The 21,127-nt window shown below is 39.9% G+C and carries 22 protein-coding genes and 1 tRNA gene; 11 read left to right on the top strand and 12 right to left on the bottom strand.

Annotated features, from left to right (window positions below):
• Positions 1-87 precede the first annotated feature (87 nt).
• The 5 genes from N5852_RS05950 to pcsA form a co-directional block, all read right to left on the bottom strand.
• Positions 88-1,185: a DNA polymerase III subunit delta' gene (locus tag N5852_RS05950; protein WP_262099494.1), complete on the bottom strand. Its 1,098-nt coding sequence runs from the start codon at positions 1,183-1,185 to the stop codon at positions 88-90.
• Positions 1,186-1,272: 87 nt separating this feature from the next.
• Positions 1,273-1,917 carry a dTMP kinase gene (tmk, locus tag N5852_RS05945; protein WP_262099493.1) on the bottom strand — a complete coding sequence of 215 codons (645 nt, stop codon included), beginning with the start codon at positions 1,915-1,917 and terminating at the stop codon, positions 1,273-1,275.
• A 70-nt stretch (positions 1,918-1,987) separates the two neighbouring features.
• The gene (locus tag N5852_RS05940) at positions 1,988-3,211 is read right to left on the bottom strand and encodes a D-alanyl-D-alanine carboxypeptidase family protein (RefSeq protein ID WP_262099492.1); all 1,224 of its coding nucleotides are present in this window, start codon (positions 3,209-3,211) and stop codon (positions 1,988-1,990) included.
• Positions 3,212-3,393: 182 nt separating this feature from the next.
• Positions 3,394-4,503 carry a septal ring lytic transglycosylase RlpA family protein gene (locus tag N5852_RS05935; protein WP_262099491.1) on the bottom strand — a complete coding sequence of 370 codons (1,110 nt, stop codon included), beginning with the start codon at positions 4,501-4,503 and terminating at the stop codon, positions 3,394-3,396.
• A 616-nt stretch (positions 4,504-5,119) separates the two neighbouring features.
• On the bottom strand, positions 5,120-5,842 hold the full coding sequence (gene pcsA, locus N5852_RS05930; RefSeq protein WP_262099703.1) for a phosphatidylcholine synthase: 723 nt from the start codon (positions 5,840-5,842) through the stop codon (positions 5,120-5,122).
• A gap of 413 nt (positions 5,843-6,255) precedes the next feature.
• Here pcsA and N5852_RS05925 point away from each other — a divergent pair, with 413 nt between their 5' ends.
• Positions 6,256-7,479 (top strand): UbiH/UbiF family hydroxylase, encoded by a 1,224-nt coding sequence (locus N5852_RS05925; RefSeq protein ID WP_262099490.1) that lies wholly within the window; start codon positions 6,256-6,258, stop codon positions 7,477-7,479.
• Positions 7,480-7,741: 262 nt separating this feature from the next.
• Here the strand turns inward: N5852_RS05925 and N5852_RS05920 are convergent, their stop codons facing one another.
• Both N5852_RS05920 and N5852_RS05915 read right to left on the bottom strand, forming a co-directional pair.
• Positions 7,742-8,047, bottom strand: a complete 306-nt coding sequence (locus tag N5852_RS05920; protein ID WP_182419066.1) for an ETC complex I subunit — start codon at positions 8,045-8,047, stop codon at positions 7,742-7,744.
• Between the two features lie 407 nt (positions 8,048-8,454).
• Positions 8,455-8,531, bottom strand: a tRNA-Pro gene (locus N5852_RS05915).
• Positions 8,532-8,903: 372 nt separating this feature from the next.
• Between N5852_RS05915 and N5852_RS05910 the strand changes: the two genes are divergently transcribed.
• A complete protein-coding gene (locus tag N5852_RS05910) occupies positions 8,904-9,398 on the top strand; it encodes a DUF7000 family protein (RefSeq protein WP_262099489.1) in 495 nt (164 codons plus the stop codon).
• A 60-nt stretch (positions 9,399-9,458) separates the two neighbouring features.
• On the opposite strand, the gene ctrA is transcribed toward N5852_RS05910, so the two are convergent.
• On the bottom strand, positions 9,459-10,160 hold the full coding sequence (gene ctrA / locus N5852_RS05905; RefSeq protein ID WP_182419068.1) for a response regulator transcription factor CtrA: 702 nt from the start codon (positions 10,158-10,160) through the stop codon (positions 9,459-9,461).
• 697 nt (positions 10,161-10,857) lie between these two features.
• Between ctrA and N5852_RS05900 the strand changes: the two genes are divergently transcribed.
• Positions 10,858-11,244 carry a flagellar export protein FliJ gene (locus N5852_RS05900; RefSeq protein WP_262099488.1) on the top strand — a complete coding sequence of 129 codons (387 nt, stop codon included), beginning with the start codon at positions 10,858-10,860 and terminating at the stop codon, positions 11,242-11,244.
• A gap of 410 nt (positions 11,245-11,654) precedes the next feature.
• The gene (locus tag N5852_RS05895; RefSeq protein WP_262099487.1) at positions 11,655-12,371 is read left to right on the top strand and encodes an MgtC/SapB family protein; all 717 of its coding nucleotides are present in this window, start codon (positions 11,655-11,657) and stop codon (positions 12,369-12,371) included.
• A 164-nt stretch (positions 12,372-12,535) separates the two neighbouring features.
• Here N5852_RS05895 and N5852_RS05890 read toward each other — a convergent pair whose 3' ends face one another.
• Positions 12,536-12,850: a DUF1476 domain-containing protein gene (locus N5852_RS05890; protein ID WP_262099486.1), complete on the bottom strand. Its 315-nt coding sequence runs from the start codon at positions 12,848-12,850 to the stop codon at positions 12,536-12,538.
• 200 nt (positions 12,851-13,050) lie between these two features.
• Between N5852_RS05890 and purC the strand changes: the two genes are divergently transcribed.
• The 7 genes from purC (at position 13,051) to grxD (ending at position 18,783) form a co-directional block, all read left to right on the top strand.
• On the top strand, positions 13,051-13,815 hold the full coding sequence (gene purC, locus N5852_RS05885; protein WP_262099484.1) for a phosphoribosylaminoimidazolesuccinocarboxamide synthase: 765 nt from the start codon (positions 13,051-13,053) through the stop codon (positions 13,813-13,815).
• 211 nt (positions 13,816-14,026) lie between these two features.
• Positions 14,027-14,266 (top strand): phosphoribosylformylglycinamidine synthase subunit PurS, encoded by a 240-nt coding sequence (gene purS, locus N5852_RS05880; RefSeq protein WP_182419073.1) that lies wholly within the window; start codon positions 14,027-14,029, stop codon positions 14,264-14,266.
• A gap of 149 nt (positions 14,267-14,415) precedes the next feature.
• A complete protein-coding gene (purQ, locus tag N5852_RS05875) occupies positions 14,416-15,084 on the top strand; it encodes a phosphoribosylformylglycinamidine synthase subunit PurQ (RefSeq protein WP_262099483.1) in 669 nt (222 codons plus the stop codon).
• Positions 15,081-15,482, top strand: coding sequence for a hypothetical protein (locus tag N5852_RS05870; protein WP_262099482.1), 402 nt, complete (start codon positions 15,081-15,083; stop codon positions 15,480-15,482). The genes purQ and N5852_RS05870 overlap by 4 nt, the downstream gene beginning before the upstream one ends.
• 197 nt (positions 15,483-15,679) lie before the next feature.
• Complete coding sequence (purL, locus tag N5852_RS05865) at positions 15,680-17,887, top strand: phosphoribosylformylglycinamidine synthase subunit PurL (RefSeq protein WP_262099481.1); 2,208 nt, start codon at positions 15,680-15,682, stop codon at positions 17,885-17,887.
• 158 nt (positions 17,888-18,045) lie between these two features.
• Complete coding sequence (locus N5852_RS05860) at positions 18,046-18,279, top strand: BolA/IbaG family iron-sulfur metabolism protein (protein ID WP_182419077.1); 234 nt, start codon at positions 18,046-18,048, stop codon at positions 18,277-18,279.
• A gap of 171 nt (positions 18,280-18,450) precedes the next feature.
• Positions 18,451-18,783 carry a Grx4 family monothiol glutaredoxin gene (grxD, locus tag N5852_RS05855; RefSeq protein ID WP_262099479.1) on the top strand — a complete coding sequence of 111 codons (333 nt, stop codon included), beginning with the start codon at positions 18,451-18,453 and terminating at the stop codon, positions 18,781-18,783.
• Between the two features lie 112 nt (positions 18,784-18,895).
• Here grxD and N5852_RS05850 read toward each other — a convergent pair whose 3' ends face one another.
• The 3 genes from N5852_RS05850 to N5852_RS05840 form a co-directional block, all read right to left on the bottom strand.
• Positions 18,896-19,498 (bottom strand): YqgE/AlgH family protein, encoded by a 603-nt coding sequence (locus tag N5852_RS05850; protein WP_262099478.1) that lies wholly within the window; start codon positions 19,496-19,498, stop codon positions 18,896-18,898.
• Positions 19,499-19,774: 276 nt separating this feature from the next.
• On the bottom strand, positions 19,775-20,047 hold the full coding sequence (locus tag N5852_RS05845; protein ID WP_262099477.1) for a hypothetical protein: 273 nt from the start codon (positions 20,045-20,047) through the stop codon (positions 19,775-19,777).
• A 368-nt stretch (positions 20,048-20,415) separates the two neighbouring features.
• On the bottom strand, positions 20,416-21,009 hold the full coding sequence (locus N5852_RS05840) for a cold-shock protein (protein ID WP_410004236.1): 594 nt from the start codon (positions 21,007-21,009) through the stop codon (positions 20,416-20,418).
• Between the last annotated feature and the right edge of the window lie 118 nt (positions 21,010-21,127).

Here is a 21,127-nt window from a genome sequence, read left to right as displayed (position 1 = left end):
TAAGATTAGAAACATTATCGCCTTTTCTTTAAAGACATAATGCTAGATTTTGCCTTTGTCACCTAAAAAGATAATATAATTCCATGATTAACCCAAACAGTCGTTCAAATTTTGATGTAGTTTTTGCAATAGAACAAGGATAGATTGCCTTTTATCGAGATTATAGGCGGTGGCATCACGTATTTGCTGCTCAATCTCAATCCAGAATTGTGATAGCTTTTCACCCGTTGCTAGATCGCCACCAATGGCTTTATCACGCGACACCTGCGCCACACGATCAAGCACATAATCAATAAAAAACGAAAATTGCACTTCGGCATCTTTGGCAGATAACACGCTGGCAAGCTTAAAAGCACCATCAACTGAAAATGCCTTATTGTTTAAAATATCTTCAACCGCATGGATAATATCGAGCCCGCCATAAGCTAGCATTAAAGCCGCCTTACGAACGCTTCCTTCAGAATTGGCAATTAACTCGTCATTATCTTGCATTTGTGCAGATCCATTATCAAAACCTGCCGCATGGGCTAATGCCATTTGTAAATCATTATGATCCAATGGCTTAAACATTATTGCCTGACAACGCGAACGAATGGTGGGCAAAAGTCGCCCAGCATTATGGGAAATAAGCATAAAAATAGTGCGCTTTGGTGGTTCTTCCAAGGTTTTTAACAGCGCATTAGCGCCATTTCTATTCATATCATCCGCAGAGTCGATAATGACGATGCGCCAATCATTATTAGATGAGGTTTGCTGTAAAAAATGGGTAATCTTACGAATATCATCAATAGTAATTGCCCCACGAAACTTTTGTGTTTTAGGGTCAAACGCCCGTGATATATGCAAAAGATTAGGATGAGCACCTTGGGCAATTTTGCGCCAAATATTTTCATTTTCAAAATTTATTGCAGCGTCATCATTAATAATATCACGAAGGTCTTGCGCCATTATACTATTGGCAGCAATGTTTTTTGCCAATAAAATATAACCAAGGCGATAGGCAAGACTTGCCTTACCAATGCCCCTTGCGCCTTCCATTAATAGCGCGTGATGCAAGCGGTTTTCGTCCAGCATTTGCGCAAGAAACGCACGTTGCGCCTCATGACCGACAAAGAAAGTATTTTGTGCAGGACTGATGATTCCATCAATATCATCATATTGTGGAATACTAACAATGTCGTTCATCTTAACCTCAAATGTCACGCGGCGAAAATGCCTTCAACGCTTACTATAATAGCTTTATACTTTTATGAAGCAAAAAGCCTATTTTAATCATTGTGTTTGATGTAATTTTTGTTCTACACAAGACAAAATTTCATTGGCAATTTGGTCTATATCGCCCTCTGCATCAATAATCACGCAGCGATCTGGCTCTTTTTGTGCAATATCAAGAAATGCCTGCCGGCGATTTTCATGAATTGCGACATCATCTTTTTCAAACCGATCAACCGCACTATCAGCACTTCGGCGCGAATTTGCCCGTGCTAAGCCCACTTCTGCCGGCAAATCAAGAATAAAAGTAATATTTGGCCGTATATTTTTTATTGCGGCCTGTTCAAGTGCATCAACCGTTGTGGCAAGTTGCGGTGAAGCTGTGCCCTGATAAACACGGGTTGAATCAATAAAGCGGTCACATAGCACAATTTTACCAGATTTTAATGCCGGCTCGATCAAAACATCAATATGGTCAGCTCTTGCAGCGGCAAACAAGGCTGCTTCAAGCGAAGCACCATATTTTTCGCCATAACCGCTTAGCAATACATAGCGCACCGCCTCTGCCCCTGCTGTGCCACCCGGCTCACGGGTAATGACCAAATCATAGCCCTTTTGTTCAAGTGCTTTTGCAAGGCGTTTTATTTGCGTTGATTTACCTGCACCTTCGCCACCTTCAAAAGAAATAAAAAAACCCTGCTGCAAAATACTATTCCTTCATTTCCTTAAAGACTTATGATGGATTAAACTTAAAATATAAAAGCGTAAGAACCAATTAATTCCAATAAGCCCTAATCCAACCGATGGAAAGCTCATAAAGGGAATTTTTTGCCTTTTGGGTTATGCTTGCCTCTGTCGCCGTTTCGCCCGTAAATACTGGCCGTTGAAGAATACTATCGCCATTAAGCAAAATTTTAACCAAACCAACTTGTTTATTGGCTTCCACCGGCGCTGTAATTGGCCCTTCATAGGTAATTTTAGCCTCTACTTGTTTTATCTTGGTTTTTGGTATTAAGACAGCAACGACTTCATTAACCTTTAGGCCAATCGTGGTATTATCGCCGCCAAATAGTTTGGCTTGCCCAATGTTTTCACCCTTATCGAAAACAAGGCGGGTTACAAATTCATTCATTGCCCAAGTGATAATACGGATTGCCTCTTCATTGCGCTCTTTTTCTTTGGGGACACCAGCAAGTGCAAGAAATAATTTACGGTCATTTTTTTCAACTGATAAGAAAATCGAATAGCCCTGCCCCTGCGTAAAGCCATTCGCCATGCCAACAACGCCAATATTGGCCGCTACTAACGGATTGCGGTTACGCTGAAATATTTTGTTCCATTCAAAGGCTGGCTGGCTATATAGCGCTATTTGATCAGGATATTCTTTTTCTAAATAAGCGCCAAGCAATGCCAAATCTTTAAGTGTAGTATATTGCCCGTCTTGCGGTAAGCCGGTTGCATTGACAAAATGGCTGTTTTTAAGACCAATTTCCGCCGCTCTTTCATTCATTTTATCAACAAAAGCTTCTTCACTACCAAATGCACCTTCAGCCAATGCAAGGGCCGCATCATTGGCTTGTAGGACAATTAAGCCCTGCAATAAATTATTAACGCTGACCTTGCTTTTTACCGCCGCAAACATTGTGGTTGTACGTGATGGTGCACCACCGCGCCGCCACGTATCTTCGGAAATGATATATTCATCATCTAATGAAATTATATTCTGCTTAAGTGCATGTAAAATAACTTCTGCGCTCATCAATTTGGCAAGTGACGCTGGCGCTATGCGACTATTGGCTTGTTTTTCAAATAAAACACTGCCGGTTTCTTTATCTATCAATAATGCCTGTGCCGCACTTGTTTCAAAATCTTTGTCCACTATAGCTGAAAAAGCTGGCACGCGTAAAAAAACCAGCCATAAGCATATCAAAAATAGCGAAATGACGATGGAAAGTCGCCGAAATAAATGATTGGTAAAATTTTTGCTTATTGATTTCATACCCCAATAGTCCCAATCATCCCGTATAATTTTATCTAAAAGTCGATATTTCACCATTCTTAGCGAGGCATTATTAATATTTTTTAAATTCAAACAATAATAAAGGCTGCGCGTTTTGTGACGTGCAGCCTTAAATAATTTTAGTAATTACTTAAAATAAAACCAATTTTATATGACAAAAACTAATGATCTCTCACGATAAACGCATCATTTGCACCAGCTTGCCATGCAGCATCAAGTGCTTCATCAAGATTGTTTTTGACCATGAGATGAGCCGAGTAAATTACATTGCCATTTTGGTCTTTATCTTCAACAAACTTAACATCACCAAAAGATTTGAGCTTTTGAGCAATTTCATTAACATCGTTTTTATTGGCAAAATTACCCAAAGTAATAAATTCTTGTTTAGCTTGTGAATAAGCACCTTCATCACGCAAAATTTGCGCAAAAATATCACTATTGCGTCCTGATGCAATATATTCTTCAACATAGGCAGAGGTTAAACGCGGCGCTAAATTAAGAGCAGGCTTTGCTTCTGACAAATCAAAACTATCTTTTACCACAGCTTTAACGGCTTTTTCAGCTGCTTTATTCTTGTGATTATCTTCAATTGCAACAAAGGCAGCAGCAGAGCCCGCGTTTTGATTTGGCCCACGATAGGAAGCTAATAAATAGCTGTCTTTACGAGGTTGCGCAGGTGCTGGCCCGATATAATCAACCTTAACATCAGCAACACCACGATCTGCAAAATGCAAAGTCTCAGCTGCTTTTTTAGAAAGATCAATCAAACGATTATGAGCAAAGGGCCCACGATCATTAACCCGTACAACGACAGATGCACCATTTTTTAAATTGGTAACCCTTGCATAACTTGGCAAAGGCATAGTGGGATGAGCGGCAGTCAAATGGTTCATATTAAAGATTTCGCCATTTGCCGTTTTACGGCCGTGAAATCCTGCGCCATACCAAGAAGCGCGCCCTACTTTGCTATAACCAATTTCAGCCTTAGGGTAAAACCATTGACCATTAACTTTGTAAGGTTTTCCAACAAAAACGCGCCCTGCTTTACGAGCAATTTGGGCTTCGGCATTTTGAAAAATTTTTACACCAGGTAGCGGTGCACCATATTCAACATCTTTAACGGGCGTTGTACGTACTAATTCTTTCTCGCTTGGAAATAGCGGACCTGTAGAATTACAAGCTGTCAAACCAGCTACCAACACAACAAACCCTGTAAGCTTAACCGCTGTTGATGCGGAGCTTTGCGATAATTTTCGTAATTTTTGCTTCATGTTTCGTCCGCTCTGTAATGAAACCGCAACCAAATCGCAAACCCTAGCGATGAGGTTTTATTGACGACCAACCAGAAACTAGCCGCATAGACACAAATTGTTTAAATCAAATAATGTTACAAATTGGTAACATATTGCGATTAGTGCTAGCAAGCGCGCTTCTACGCTTATCAACAATGCTTTTACTAACATCTTTAAAACCCTAATATAAGTAATTGATTTTTAAGAAAAATCAGCTACAAAAACTCTATTTTTGCTTTAAATTATAGTTAATATTTATCTCTTTAGAACCTGAAGCTAAAATGTTATCATATAATTTGAAAAAGTTGAATAAATTGCCAAAATCTACCCACGAATGCGAGCATTTTTTTAAATCACCTAAATGAATCATATAGTTGATCACGCAATGTAACAAATCAGTTTTATTGGTATTTTGCAAAATAGGCGTAATTAGCCGTCAATATTATTCTATATGGCTGCCATTACTTTAGAGCGCATTTCGATCTGATTGGATCAGTTCGGCGCTCTAATGAATTATTTACTTCGCGTTTTTTGTCCGAAAACCGCTTCACACTTTTCAAAAAACGCTCTAAAACTTCATCCTGCGCAAAAATGCTTATGATTTTGACCTAAGTCCAAGTTTTGGGAAAAGCTGCAAAATAAAACCAATACCAAAAATATAAATACTGGTAATCATCAGACCTAACTTTGTCCAATAAGGCGCTTCAAGGTTATAAAGTAATGCAACAAAACCAAAACCACACCACGCTAAAAAGACGCTTAAGTTTAACGGCCGCAGGCGCACAACCCGAACTGGGTGCAGAAAATATATCGGCACAAAGGATAAAACCGCTGCAAACACAACAACACCAAAAGCCACCCACTCACCGGGCTCCAGAACGAAAAGCGTGAAAACCACCATATTCCAAACAACAGGAAAGCCTTTGAAGAAATTTTCTTTCGTCTTCATTGCGGTATCGGCGTAATAGATTGCACTGCTAATCACAATGATCGCGCCTGATAAAAATGATAGCCCCTCGCCCATGAAGCCGCGTTGATAAAGCGCAAAGGCAGGAATAAGCACATAAGTGACGTAATCAATAATATTATCCAATAATTCGCCAGACCAAGTCGGCAAAACATATTTTACGTCTAGTTTTCGTGCTATCGGGCCATCAATGCCATCAACAAATAAAGCAAACCCCAACCAAAAAAACATGGCTGTCCACTGTTTTTCAGACGCTGCAACAAGTGATAAGAAAGCTAAAAATGATCCCGATGCAGTTAAAAGATGTACCGAAAAGGCTCGCGCCTGTGGCATAGTTACTTTTTTTGCCATTAGGCGTTCTTTGCCATCTTTTATCTTTTCAGAAAGACTATTTTTCACGCGAGCATCATCCCTGTTTAATCCATCCGCAAAAGCGGATCTTGCACTTTTAATAGTATTAAAGTGAAAGAGCTACAACAAAGAATTGTAATAAAGCAACCAATATTCATTTTTTAATCAAAGGCACCACCTTGTATAGCAGCTTATCAAGTGCATAACTAAGGTTTTATAACACAATCAAATCAAAATAGTCTCCAATGGTGTGATCACGGCATTAGCGCGCTAATATAGGTGTTTATGATAAATGTGGCGCAAAATATCTATATAAAATATGTCTATTGGACAAAAGCTCCGTCAATCTTTGCTTTTTATTGCAAAAAATAAATGATAGATTGCCAAAATAATGAAATGAAAAGGATGCTGTCATGCAAGATGCCGATATTTCTCTCAACACCAAAAGCAAAATCGCCATTGTTGGCGCAGGACCTGCTGGAATGTTTGCGGCACTTAAATTGGCGGGACATTTTGATAATATTTTACTCATTGGCCCAAGCACCGACCAAAATGACATGCGCACCACCGCACTTATGATGCCAGCCATCAAACAACTTGATGAAATTGGCATTTGGCAAGATTTGGCAAGCAAAGCTGCACCCCTTGCTACCATGCGGATCATAGATGGCACCAAGCGGCTTATTCGCTCGCCTTGTGTTACATTCCGTGCAAGTGAAATCAACGAGCAAGCTTTTGGCTTTAACATTCCTAATATTTCACTGAATGCTGCTTTAAAAACGGAGGTAGAGCAATGCAAAAAAATAACACAATTACCAAACCATGTTACCCATTATGAACATTTAGATAATGAAGTGCAGGTTACCCTTGATAATGGTGATATAATCACCACCCAATTGCTGGTTGCAGCAGATGGAAGAAACTCGGCAGCAAGAGAAGCTGCCAGCATTGAAACACGGCAATGGGCCTATCCGCAAACTGCCGTCATTTTAAGCTTTTCACACCCATTACCACACCTAAACACCTCAACCGAATTTCACACCAGTGAAGGGCCGTTTACGCAAGTGCCATTACCTGGCAATAAGTCGAGCCTCGTTTGGGTGCAAAAGCCTGAAAAAGCTAATAGACTATTAGGCCTTGGGCCTGAAGCCTTAGCGAGGCAAATTGAAGAAAAAATGGGCTCAATGCTTGGTAAAGTCACCATTGAAACACCCGTCCAAGCATGGCCAATGGGCGGTGCAGTGCCTAAATATTTTGCCCGTAATAGAACAATCCTTATTGGTGAGGCTGCACATGTTTTCCCGCCTATTGGCGCACAAGGTTTAAACCTTGGAATTCGCGATGTTGTTGATTTGACAAATGCCGCAGCAAAAAACCTCGAAGATCCGGGCTCGGACAATGCAATCAATGATTATAATCGTCACCGCAAGCCCGACATTTGGGCGCGTACCGGCTTTGTGCATTTGCTTAACCGTGCTTTATTGTCAGATTTTCTACCCGTGCAAATGGTGCGCAGTGGTGGTTTGGAGCTTTTGCGACAGTTTTCGCCCTTACGTACGCTTTTCATGCATGAAGCTATGCAACCCGGCCAAGGTTTTTCATGCTTAAAGCCAAAATTTTTAAAACAAAAAGCTTAAACCTTGATCAAAGCATATCACTTTCAATTTGGCTCAGTGATATGCGCGAGTTTTGGCTGTGTTGGATTTTGCTAATTTTTTTAAAATAAAGCAAATCATTGCTATAAGAATAAATATGAAATAGACAAAAAATAAGGGTGCAGTAAAAAAACTGCACCCTTTTTATATTCAATTTTTTGAAATCTAACTTTTAAGCCAATTTGCTTAATTGACTGTGCTAGTAAATAAAACCTTATTTACCCCAATAAATTTTTCAAAAATATTAATGGGTCCAAGGCGCTTTTCTATCTGACTTAAAATTATCAGAATAAGAAACATTCGCTCTATTTGGCTTATGGGCAGGTTCTACCCGATAAGCAATGCCTTCAGCCTTAGCATAAGCAATAGCATCTTCTAACGTGTCAAATTGCACGCGCAATTGGCTTTTCATGTCGGCAGAGGAAGTATACCCCATTAAAGGATCAATCATTTTGGCCTGTTCTGGCTCATACTGCAAAATCCAATAACCTGTTTTAGCTTGGCCTGACTGCATTGCATTTTTTGCAGGACTATAGATACGCGCAACCATATTCACTTACCCTTCAATTTCAATTCAATTATTGAAAGCATATTATATAGAACACTATGCCAGAAAAAGAATAAAATAACCATCAAGATTATTTTACAACTTCCAATGCTAAGAATTTTGATTCTTAATCACGGCCATGGCATTCTTATCAACTTTGGTTAAGCGATACAGCGCACAATCAATTATTGCAATTAAAATAATTCTAACATGGGTTGGAAATGAAACATTTACGCTTTAGCCCCATAGATAAACCTATAGGGAATAATAAGATAAGTTGTTTTGGGGATTAATAAAAATTAGGAGAATTTTTGATAAACTCAATATCTATCATCTAATAAGTATTATTTTATTTTTTGAAGATATATTTTTCTTGATATTTATTTATATCAAATTACTATTTAAAGTAATGGTCGGAGCGATAGGATTCGAACCTACGACCCTCTGGTCCCAAACCAGATGCGCTACCAGACTGCGCTACGCTCCGACTTTTGTTTAAGAGTTGGTGTGTCTCTCAAGCGTGTTTGCTGTCTAAAAGGTTTGCTTTGAAAGTGCAAGCCCTTTTTTTAGTTTTTTTAAAAAAAATGTCATTTTTTTCATTTTTTTAAAAATTCTGCCGCTGCTGTGGAAAAAACTTGGCCCAAAAAGCTAAAATCTAAAATCTATTATGCGCTTGGTTGAAAATTATCGGCTAAATTTAAAAAAATGCCCTGCAATTTTAACGTCGCAATCAACTATTTTCCTATGGGCGAAAAACGCCTCAATAAAATATCGGCAATTTTTATAATAGACGCTATATTATATCGTGTTTTTAATAACATGATTCTTGCAGCGACTTTATGAGTTGAGGGTTTTGAAAATGACAGATATTAATAAAATAATTGCAGCCTATAGTGAGCAATTAAAAAATCCGCAAATTAAAGTCGCATATCAATATTTAATAAAGTTTATGATGCGCCTTAAAGGCTTTTTTATAAAGGCTAAAGGTGAAAATTTTACGTTTGGTAATGTTTCACCCGGTTATATGGACTATAGCTATTTCCCATTTTACAACGCATTACTAAAGCAGCATGGCTTGCGCTTTGGCATTGTACTCAATCACCAAAATATGGCCTTTGAGCTTTGGCTGATGGGGCAAAATACTCTGATACAAAAGAATTTTTGGCGCATTTTTAAAACCAGCCCATGGATGCAAAATTATAGCACGATGCCACGCTACAGCACTTTGGAAGTCCAACTTATGGACCAGCCTGATTTTAACCAAGAAAATGCGCTGATGGAGAATATCTTACAAAATGCTTCGCAATATATAGGTGAAATTCTGGTTTTCATTGAATCTAATACCCAAACGTAAAAAGCCCTTACCTCTTAAAGGAGGTAAGGGCTTTTATATGCAGCAATCAAATCTTAAATTTTAAGCGGTTTCACGCAAGATTTCACCATTAGGTTCACGTAAAACATAACCGCGCCCCCAAACAGTTTCAATATAATTTTGTCCACCAGAAACAGCGTCAAGTTTTTTGCGCAATTTACAAATGAACACGTCAATAATTTTCAATTCTGGTTCATCCATGCCACCATAAAGATGGTTTAAGAACATTTCCTTGGTAAGGGTAGTGCCTTTACGCAAAGACAAAAGCTCAAGCATTTGATATTCTTTACCGGTCAAGTGAACCGGAAGACCAGAAATTTCAACGGTTTTTGCATCAAGATTAACAATAAGGTCGCCTGTTGCAATCACGGATTGTGCATGGCCTTTTGAACGGCGTACAATGGCATGAATGCGTGCAATAAGCTCATCCTTATGGAAAGGCTTGGTCATATAATCATCGGCACCAAAGCCAAGACCACGAACCTTATCTTCAATGCCACCCATGCCAGAAAGAATAAGAATTGGCGTCTTAACCTTTGACAAGCGCAATGTGCGCAAAACTTCATAACCCGACATATCTGGCAAATTCAAATCAAGCAAAATAATATCGTAATCATATAATTTGCCGAGATCAACGCCCTCTTCGCCCAGATCGGTGGTATAAATATTGAAGCTTTCTGACTTCAACATTAACTCGATGCTATGGGCTGTTGCATTGTCATCTTCAATCAACAATACGCGCATAATAATTTCCCTTTTCCGCAACCACGAATCGGCCGCCTCGAACAAAACATTGGGTCAATTTTTAAAATGACCCCTCAATTGAAAAAATTAACCATAAAATACAAGCAACTATTGCCCTTATTTTATCTACTTTTGGCAGCACGCGGAACTGTCGTTGCCTTGTTTGTTAATTTGCCGAAAAATGGTTAACAAATTGTTATCCAGTAATGCAAGTCCTTAAAAAAAATTCTCTACTATTAACTATCCTTAAAAACGCATAAATAAAAAAAATCATATATTTCAGTTAATTAAAGCTAAGACTAATAAACCAATCATAAAATGACATTTACTAAGTAATTAATATCTTTATTAAAAAACAATGAATTATTGTAAAGACTATTTTCATATTAAAATTTTGCATTGTGCCTTTAAATATCAATTATATCGCAATTCTAAATAGGGTGTCATCAATGACATGCGAGCCTCTTCATTCATCAATACCACTCCTCCAATATAATTTCACAGCATTGCCACATTTTTAAAGGTTGTTTACCTCCCTTTAAGTCTCGCCTTTTATATTCATCTCAATCAAATATTTTGCCAAATATTTTGCAAAAATTTTGCTGCAAGGTTTAGCTTTTTATTTGAGCATTTTATTTTGAGGGTATTTCACATGATGAAGTTTCATAGGCTTCTTCATGATAGAGGGAGTTTATGTATGAAGCCTCGTGAAACGATTGTTAGGCTAAAACTATTCCAAGTGCGTGAAAAGCGTCGACAAATCACCCAACTTGAAACCATGGCATTTGAGTTTCAACGCATGGCTAATGAGCTTGAAACGCAAATCGCTAATGAAGAACGCAAAGCGGGCATAACCGACCATAACCATTTTGCCTATCCAACCTTTGCGGCGGCTGCGCGACAACGCCGTGAAAACCTATTAAACTCTGCAAATGATTTGAGCATTCAAAAGGCAGCTGCACTGATTGCATTACAAGAAGCAGAGGCAGAGCTTGCCAAAGCCCAAGCTATCGAAGAGCGTGATGGCACGTCAACGCTAGAAGAAGCGATAAGCTTTGTGCAACGCCGCTCAATGATTGGTTGATCGTTTAGCCGATCAGTGATTGGGTGATCGCTTAGCCGCTGAGTAATCGGGTAATTATCCAAATGCAATTGCACTTATTTGCGGATTATATATCCGCAAATAAGTGTCACTTAAATCACGCTATAAAGCTGATAAATTTGCTAAGTTTCAAAGCACATTTTAAAGTTAGTTTTAAGCTAAACAAATTCAGCCTAGTAAAGATTAAAGCTATAAGACAAATCTGTCATTTTCCTGTCATATAACTTGCCTATGCAGCTGCAAACAAGCATTACCATAGCAATATTAGCTTTTTTAAAATAAAATTAAGCCTGCCATAAATTATATTATTTAAATTTCATGTGATGTTTTGGGGATAAACCCCTAATAATATGGCCTAGCTTTTTGCTAAGCAAAAGACCAATAGGTGACAAATGAAATTTACTGAAACCTTTGCACTTTTACCATTTCTTGACACCGCTATTTGTCTGCTAACTGCTTTTGTACTTGGTACATTAATTGGTGCAGAACGCCAATATAGGCAAAGAACTGCTGGTTTACGCACAAATGTGCTTGTTGCAGTAGGAGCCGCCGCCTTTGTTGATCTTGGCCATCGTTTGGCAGGCAATGCCGAAGCTGTAAGGGTTATTTCCTATGTTGTTTCGGGTATCGGCTTTTTGGGTGCCGGTGTCATCATGAAAGAGGGAATGAATGTTCGTGGGCTAAATACTGCTGCAACCCTTTGGTGTTCTGCCGCGGTTGGCTCTTGTGCGGGCGGCGATATGCTTGCAGAAGCAGCACTGCTTACCTTTTTTGTGATATTTGGCAATACGGTGTTAAGGCGACTTGTCAATCTCATCAATCGTATTCCACTGAATGAAGAAACGGGCGAAGCAACCTATGAAATTCGTTTAACGGTTAATCGTGATTCTGCGCCAGAACTGCGCGAAAAAATGGTAGATCTATTGGAAAAAGCGCAATATCCAGTAAGTGATGTTGAAATATATGATCTATCTGGTGATAGAGTGGAACTGATTGCAACACTGGTCAGCACCGCTATTGATAAGGATGAAATTGAAGCGGTGGTTAACGTGCTTGAAAAAGAACGCAATGTTCATCATGCCAATTGGGAAAGCAGTACCCGCGAATAAAGACCAAGCACTGCATTAGAGCGTTTTTTTAAAAAGTGTGAAGCGGTTTTCGGACAAAAAACGCGCTCTAAGCCAATAAAGCCAATAAAGCCAATAAAAAAAACAGCGCAATACCACTATTGATATTGCGCTGTTTAAATATAGATTGGTTTAAAATAAATATATTAAGTAAGAGACTTAACGGCTTCTTCTAAAAGCACAAACATTTTTTCACGCAATTCATCTTCGCTAACAGCAACATTTGCAGCTTTAAAATCTGCCATGACTTTTTCAACAACATCATTATCGCCTGGCTCTTTCAAATCAGAAATAACCACTTCTTTAGCATAAGCATCTGCATCTGCAGCGGTTTTACCAAGCTTTTCAGCTGCCCATAAGCCAAGCTGGCGATTGCGGCGTGCTTCAGCCTTGAATCGCAAATCAGCATCATGAAAAAATTTATTCTCTAACGCTTCACCGCGTTCACTCATACCACTCATTGCACCCTCCGAATTCATGGCAACAAAGAAACTTCTTTAACTACTTGCCGTATAAAAGCGTAACAATCAAGGCGCAATTGTTAAAAACTGTTGTCAATGTTGTTTTTTCTACAATCTTAAGGCTGCGCATGATTGAGATTCTTTGCGATTTGCTATAGTGAGCTTAAATAGTTTATTTCAATTTAGTGAAGAGAGTTGCCATGAACCGTCGTCGTCGCATTTATGAAGGTAAGGCCAAAATTCTTTATGAAGGGCCAGAGCCAGGTACGCTCATCCAATTTTTCAAAGATGATGCAACAGCATTTAATGCTAAAAAGCATGAAGTGATTGATGGTAAAGGCGTTCTTAATAATCGTATTTCTGAACGTATATTTACTCTATTAGAAGAAATAGGTATTCCTACCCATTTCATCAAAAGTATTAATATGCGTGAACAGCTCATTCATGCGGTTGAAATAATTCCCCTTGAAGTTGTTGTGCGCAATATTGCCGCTGGCTCTATTTCAAAGCGTTTAGGCATTGAAGAAGGCACACCATTACCAAGCCCAATTATTGAGTTTTATTTCAAAAAAGATGAACTTGATGATCCAATGGTTTCCGCAGAACATATTTTTGCACTTGGCTGGGCAAGCCCTTCTGAGCTTGAAGAGATTATGGCAATTGCAAGCCGTATCAATGATTTCCTTAGCGGACTTTTCATTGGCATAGGCATTCGCCTTGTTGATTTTAAAATGGAATTTGGTCGCCTTTGGGAAGGCGATATGATGCGCATTGTCCTTGCTGACGAAATTTCCCCTGATTCTTCGCGTCTTTGGGATGTTAATACCAATGACAAGCTGGATAAGGATCGTTTCCGCCGCGACATGGGTGGCCTCGTTGAGGCTTATCAAGAAGTTGCTCGTCGCCTTGGCATCATGAATGAAAATGAAGCACCGCGCCCTAAAGGTCCGGTATTGGTGAAATAGCTCACCAGCTCTTACTGACATGAATTTATAGGCTTTTATTTTCACTTAAACGAGCCATTTATTTGCCTTATATGGCATTTGTTGCACCTTTAGTGAAAATATAGCCTATAAATGCTATTCTTATAATTCCATTCTAATAATTCCATTGGTTATTAAATCTCTTATGCGCGTCAACAAGCCATAAATCAGCCAAGTAGAAAGATTACAAGTTATGAAAGCCCGTGTCACCGTTACTCTTAAAAACGCTGTTCTTGACCCACAGGGAAAAGCTATTGTTGGTGCCTTGGAAGCACTTGATTTTAGTGGTGTTAATTCTGTTCGCCAAGGCAAAGTCTTTGATATTGAACTTGCAACCAATGACAAAGCCGTAGCCCAAAGCGAATTGCAAGCCATGTGCGAAAAACTATTAGCCAATACCGTTATTGAAAATTTCACCATCGAAATTTTATAATTTCAAAGCAAATTGCCTATAATGCAAGCTGCTTATACCACCAGTTTATGATATTATTGGCAATTTTAAGATTATAATTTGTGCTGCACTTTAGCTTAAAATCCGTTTAAACCAGAAAAGTGCTCTTGGTTATCTTCAAGGATTTGCAAATGAAAACGGCTGTTATCCAATTACCGGGCTTAAATCGCGATCGTGATATGATCACCGCTTTGAGCGATATTTCAGGCACCAAACCAATCACTGTTTGGCAAACAGAAACAACCATTCCTGATGTTGATTTGATCGTTATTCCAGGCGGTTTTTCCTATGGTGACTATTTGCGCTGTGGTGCAATTGCTGCGCGCATGCCGGTTATGCAAGCAATTAAGGAAAAGGCAGCCAAAGGCGTTAAAGTTCTTGGCGTATGCAATGGCTTTCAAATTTTGCTTGAGGCGGGTCTTTTACCGGGTGCTTTAATGCGCAATACATCGCTAAAATTTGTTTGCCGCGAAGTAAAACTTGAAATCGTCAATGCAAATACTGCTTTTACGACGGGCTACCAAAAAGGGCAAATTATTCGCTGTCCCGTTGCCCATCATGACGGCAATTACTTTACTGATAGTGAAAGCCTAAAGCAGCTTGAAGATAATGGTCAGGTTGTTTTACGCTATGCACAAAACACCAACCCTAATGGTTCGCTCAACGATATTGCTGGGATCATCAATAAGCAAGGCAATGTGCTTGGTATGATGCCGCATCCTGAAAACCTTATTGAAAAGGCTCATGGTGGCGATGATGGACGCGCCTTTTTTGCTGGCGCTTTAGGTATTGCAGCATGAAATTCTTAAAGGAAACCATAGTACTTGGAGCGTGTTTGCTAGGTGTTTCAGCCTGTTATAGGGTTACTCTACCTGTTGAGCCACCGGTTTTTAACAGCCAACATGCAGCTTTACCAACCATGGAGCACATTGCTTTAACCGCTAATCGCTGCTGGTTTAAATCAGGGGATAATGCATTCAAGGCCTATCGCCTTGCGCCTGAATTACAATCCTATAGTGGCAAGCCCCGTATTTTGCTTGTTGCCTATAACAGACCAACTGATCGGCCACTTTTGGTGGTGGAAGCCATGGGCAGCCCTGCACAAGTTTCGCATTATGGTCCGCTAATGGGCAGTAATTTAAGCGGCAGAATAACGGATAGCATCAAACGCTGGACTGCTGGCGACAATAAATGTTGAACGAATAAAATCAACTAAGCCCTTTATAAAATAAAATGGGTTTGGTTGAAATAGATCAAGAGCCAACAGATTATATGAAATACCCTTTAAAGGGTAAAATATAGCAAGCTGTTGTAAGGACAAACATTAATAGATATTTTGATTGGCTAGACTAACAATTATTTATTATCACTTAGGGAATACGGAGCCCAAACCTGATGAGCCTTGGCAATGATGTTGCAATAACCCCTGAACTTATCGCAGCCCATGGATTGCAGCCTAATGAATATGCCCGTATTATCGAGCTTATCGGCCGTGAACCAAGCTTTACTGAACTTGGCATTTTTTCCGCTATGTGGAATGAGCATTGCTCATATAAATCATCAAAAAAATGGCTACGTACCCTGCCTATTGATGGTGATTGCGTTATCCAAGGGCCGGGTGAAAATGCAGGCGTTGTCGACATTGGCGAGGGCGATTGTGTGGTTTTCAAAATGGAAAGCCATAATCACCCATCCTATATTGAACCATATCAGGGCGCAGCAACTGGCGTTGGGGGTATTTTACGTGATGTTTTCACTATGGGTGCGCGTCCAGTAGCCGCCATGAATGCGCTGCGTTTTGGTGAGCCAAGCCATCCACGCACCAAACACCTTGTTTCTGGTGTTGTTTCAGGGGTTGGTGGCTATGGTAATGCCTTTGGCGTTCCAACAGTTGGCGGTGAAGTTAATTTTGATAAAAGATATAATGGCAATATTTTGGTCAATGCTTTTGCAGCCGGCATTGCTAAAACCAATGCGATTTTTTATTCCAAAGCTGAAGGCGTTGGGCTACCCGTTGTATATCTTGGTGCCAAAACTGGTCGTGATGGTGTTGGTGGCGCCACGATGGCATCTGCCGAATTTGACGATTCGATTGAAGAAAAACGTCCCACAGTACAAGTTGGCGATCCATTTACTGAAAAATGCTTGCTTGAAGCCTGCCTTGAATTAATGGCAACTGGCGCAGTGATTGCTATTCAAGATATGGGTGCGGCGGGTCTTACCTGCTCGGCCGTTGAGATGGGCGCTAAGGGCGATCTTGGTATTGAGCTTAATCTTGATCTTGTGCCAGCACGCGAAGCAAATATGACCGCGTATGAAATGATGCTATCAGAAAGCCAAGAGCGTATGCTTATGGTGTTGCTGCCAGAAAAAGAAGCTGAAGCTGAAGCAATTTTCAAAAAATGGGGTCTTGATTTTGCAATTTGTGGTAAAACCACCGATGATCTGCGTTTCCGTGTCCTTCATCAAGGTGTTGAAGTTGCCAATTTGCCAATTAAAGAGCTTGGTGACGAAGCGCCAGAATATGATCGTCCTTGGGTGGAGCCAAAGCTTCCAACTGCACTAAATGATAGTGAAATTGCCGACCAAGGCGATTTGGGCAGTGATCTTTTAAAATTGTTAGGCTCACCTGATTTATCTTCACGGCGCTGGGTTTATGAACAATATGACACCTTAATCCAAGGCAATAGCCTTGTTTGCCCTGGCGGCGATGCCGGTGTCATTCGTGTTGACAGCAATGATAGACGCGCACTTGCATTCTCATCTGATGTCACCCCACGCTATTGTGAAGCCTCTCCCTATGAAGGGGGCAAGCAAGCCGTTGCTGAATGCTGGCGCAATATTACAGCAACAGGAGCAACGCCCCTTGCTTCAACCGATAATTTGAATTTTGGTAATCCTGAAAAGCCTGAAATTATGGGGCAGCTAGTTTTTGCCATTAAAGGCATTGGTGAAGCTTGTAAGGCACTAAATTTCCCAATCGTTTCGGGTAATGTGTCGCTTTACAATGAAACCAATGGTGAAGCTATTTTGCCAACACCAACCATGGCGGGCGTTGGCATTATTGCTGACTGGGCGCATATGGCCACTATTGGCGGCATGCAAGAGGGTGATATATTATTGCTCATTGGCGGTGATGGTCGCCATCTTGGTCAATCGATTTATTTGCGCGATATTTTAGGGCGCACGGAAGGCTTACCGCCTAAGGTTGATCTTTCTGTAGAAAAGCGCAATGGCGATTTTGTTCGCTCGCTTATAGAAAAAAGCTTGGTCACAGCATGCCACGATATATCCGATGGCGGCTTAGCAATTAGCCTTGCGGAAATGTGCATCAAATCCAATAAAGGTGCAAAGGTAACGCTAGGTAATGGCACGCGGGTTAGTGAGCTATTTGGTGAGGATCAAGCGCGTTATGTAATAGCAATTAAGCCTGAAAATCTTGATGATATTACCAACCGCGCTTATTTAAACGGTATTGAACTGCGCCAACTTGGCCAAGTTGAAGGATCGATGCTTGATATTGCTAATTGCTTTAGCCTGTCGGTTGAACAATTAAACAATTGCTTTGAAGGTTGGTTCCCTGACTTTATGGGACAGGAATAAACCATTTTGAAGCCTCAATTGAATTGGATATTCATTTGGGGCTTTATTTTTAAGATGGCTTTTTTAAATAAGCAATTTTATTGGTACTGCCATAGTGATTTGACATTTAACTAACAGCCATTATATTATTGTAACAATTCAAAATAGGAGAATTTCTCATGGCAATGGACGCGCATGCGATTGAAAAGCTCATTCGCGAGGGCATACCTGATGCCAAAGTAACTATTCGCGATCTTGCTGGCGATGGTGAACATTATGCTGCTGAAGTTATTGCGGAAAGCTTTCGCGGCAAAAGCCGTGTTGCGCAGCATAAGATGGTATATGATGCATTGCAAGGCAATATGGGCGGTGTATTACATGCACTTGCATTGCAAACCAGTGTGCCAGAATAATTTGCGTTATTATTAAGTTAAATCGCATAATTTTAAAATGACTATGGTTAAGTAAAAGAAACTAACCATATAAAAAATTAAATATTAAATCACGCAAGGTTGCTTTTTAATGGTAAAGCACTTGAAATAATGCAGCTATTAGCCCCAAAGCTGCGCAGGAAGGATTATAGAATGACCGGCATGAATGATTTCATTGATAATGAAGTTAAGAGCAATGATATTGTACTTTTCATGAAAGGTACGCCCGGCTTTCCACAATGTGGTTTTTCAGGCCAAGTCGTTCAAATTCTCGATTATCTTGGTGTTGCCTATAAGGGCATAAATATTCTCACATCTGACGAATTGCGCCAAGGAATTAAGGAATATTCCAATTGGCCAACAATTCCTCAGCTTTATGTTAAGGGCGAATTTGTGGGCGGTGCTGATATCGTGCGTGAAATGTTCCAACAGGGTGAACTTAAAACATTGTTGGAAGATAAAGGCATTAGCGTACAAAACGCTTAAGCCATACAACTTAATATTTTAGCATAAGTGATAAATTAAAAGGACATTATTCCATATGGATAATGTCCTTTTTTATGATTTAAAAAGCAAGGCACTGCCTTTCTGTAGATAATTAGCTATTTCCCACCTGCCCTACCAAATGCATAGGATTAACTCCAATTGATGCTAGAATACGATGATATTGCCCATCAAGCGTACCATCAAAAATCAATGACTGAGAGCATGGTGCAATCAACCAGCTATTATCAATAATCTCATCTTCCAGTTGCCCTTCCCCCCAACCTGCATAGCCAAGTGCCACCAAGGATTTTTTAGGGCCGCGACCTTGAGCAATAGCATTCAAAATATCAACTGTTGCAGTCAAGCCTACATCTTCAGAGACGGGCAAAGTGCTATCACTACAATAATCATCAGAATGCAAAACAAAGCCATGCCCTCTATCTACGGGGCCGCCTTGGCGAATTGGTAAATCCCATAAATATTGCGGCAAAAGACCAGCCGCCGCCTCATCAATCAGGCGAAGCTGCATCAAAAGGCTTGGAAAAGTATAATTTTGCGCCTGATTTAAAATTATACCCATAGCGCCTTCTCGTGAATGGGCGCAGATATAAATAACGGCGCGTGCAAACCGTTCATCGGCCATATGGGGCATAGCGACGATAAGTTTACCATTAAGGTAATTATGTGAATGAGGATCAAGATTAATATTTGCCATGACATTAAGGTTATGGCTTATTTTCAGAATAACAAGAGGAAATATTAAAATTACAGTAAATTAACAAACTTTCTTGCAATAATTATTGCAATGGAAATTATAGATTTCATCTAAATTTTGCGATAGTGATGTCGCCATAGGCATTGAGGCCCATTGCAGTCACAGGGGAGGATGCCCCTATGCGCAATTTCAACCAATAATAGGCGAGAAAAATTCCTTGCTACTTATTGTACCCGTTTTTCACTTTTTAAACTTATAAAAAGCAATGCCTTTTTATTAATTAAAAATACGTTTACCGCAGCGATGAGGACTTTCACTCTTCAATTCCTGCCCCGTATCGTCATTGATAATGCGCAAAATAGCATTGGGCTTTGTAGCGCAATAGGCATTACGAATAGTATAAATCCCTCTTCCTTGCGCAAAAAGATGCAACTTGGAAGGAACTTCATTACCCTTGGCATCGATTTCAACAATATGATAATTTCCATTTAAGGTTAAACAACCCGTAAGCATCAACACCCCTGCAAGCATAAGAATGCTTTTATACATATTGACCCCTGTCTTTAAAAATTATCCCCTGATCATCGTCCCTGTTATTAGGGTCAGAACCTATTAATTTGAACAAAATGGTATGAGTAAATTTTGGTGAGAACCCAAAGATTAAAGGTGAGAATATCCGCCGAGAAATATGAATATTTTCAAGAATATTCGACAAAGTTATCGCGAAAATTTACTTGTATCCTGAAAAGACACAAAAACAGCTGTAACCTACTGCGTCGTAAAGCTCAAATGGGTATATCACCCACTTTTCGCTTTCCTCCTTGTAAATTTTTGCTGTTTATTGTGCCATTTCATTCAAATCAACAGGTCCTGCCCATAATGATAACAAAGACAATAATGCATAATTAATAGGCCTATTAATGGGCTTGAAACGTCACTGGATTATCAGGATGGATTTCCACCGCCATTAAACCATGGCTGCCATTGCCAAAGCGCACAAGCACCACTTGCCCTGGACGTAATTCAGCCAAGCCATAGCGGCGCAATGTTTCCATGTGGATAAAAATATCCTCGGTCCCCTCGCCCCGTGATAAAAAGCCAAAGCCTTTATTGCGATTAAACCACTTAACGATAGCGCGCTCCAAACCACTGGTTGGAACGACAATTTCGCGCGTTCTTTGTGGTAATTCCGCGGGATGAACGGCTGTCGTCATATCAATGGAAAGAATGGCTACACATTGTAACCCACGCTCACCTTGTTTTACTGTACATTGAACAAGCGCTCCCTCAAGCGCTGTTTGAAAGCCACCTTCGCGTAAAACATTAACATGCAATAAAATGTCTGATGTTCCATCAATATCGGGCGTAATAAACCCATATCCTTTAGAAATATCAAACCATTTGATTTTCCCTGTAACTTGCGCAGTAGCCATTTCACCCATCTCGTTTGAGATAGGCTCAATCTTATCTAGCAATTGCTTTAAGTCATCAGAATGTTGCTTTTCTTTCATCGCGTCATTTCCTGCCCGAGATCGCTTCATGAAAAATCAATTCAAGAAAATATGGCTCGATGCGTTTTGATTCTCTTATATTAAGATAACATCTATGTTAACCATTCTAGCAAGACCT

The sequence above is a fragment of the Bartonella sp. HY328 genome, assembly GCF_025449335.1.
Classification (GTDB): domain Bacteria; phylum Pseudomonadota; class Alphaproteobacteria; order Rhizobiales; family Rhizobiaceae; genus HY038.
The sequence above is the reverse complement of the archived record's forward strand: the minus strand, read 5'-3'. Positions and strand labels throughout refer to the sequence as shown.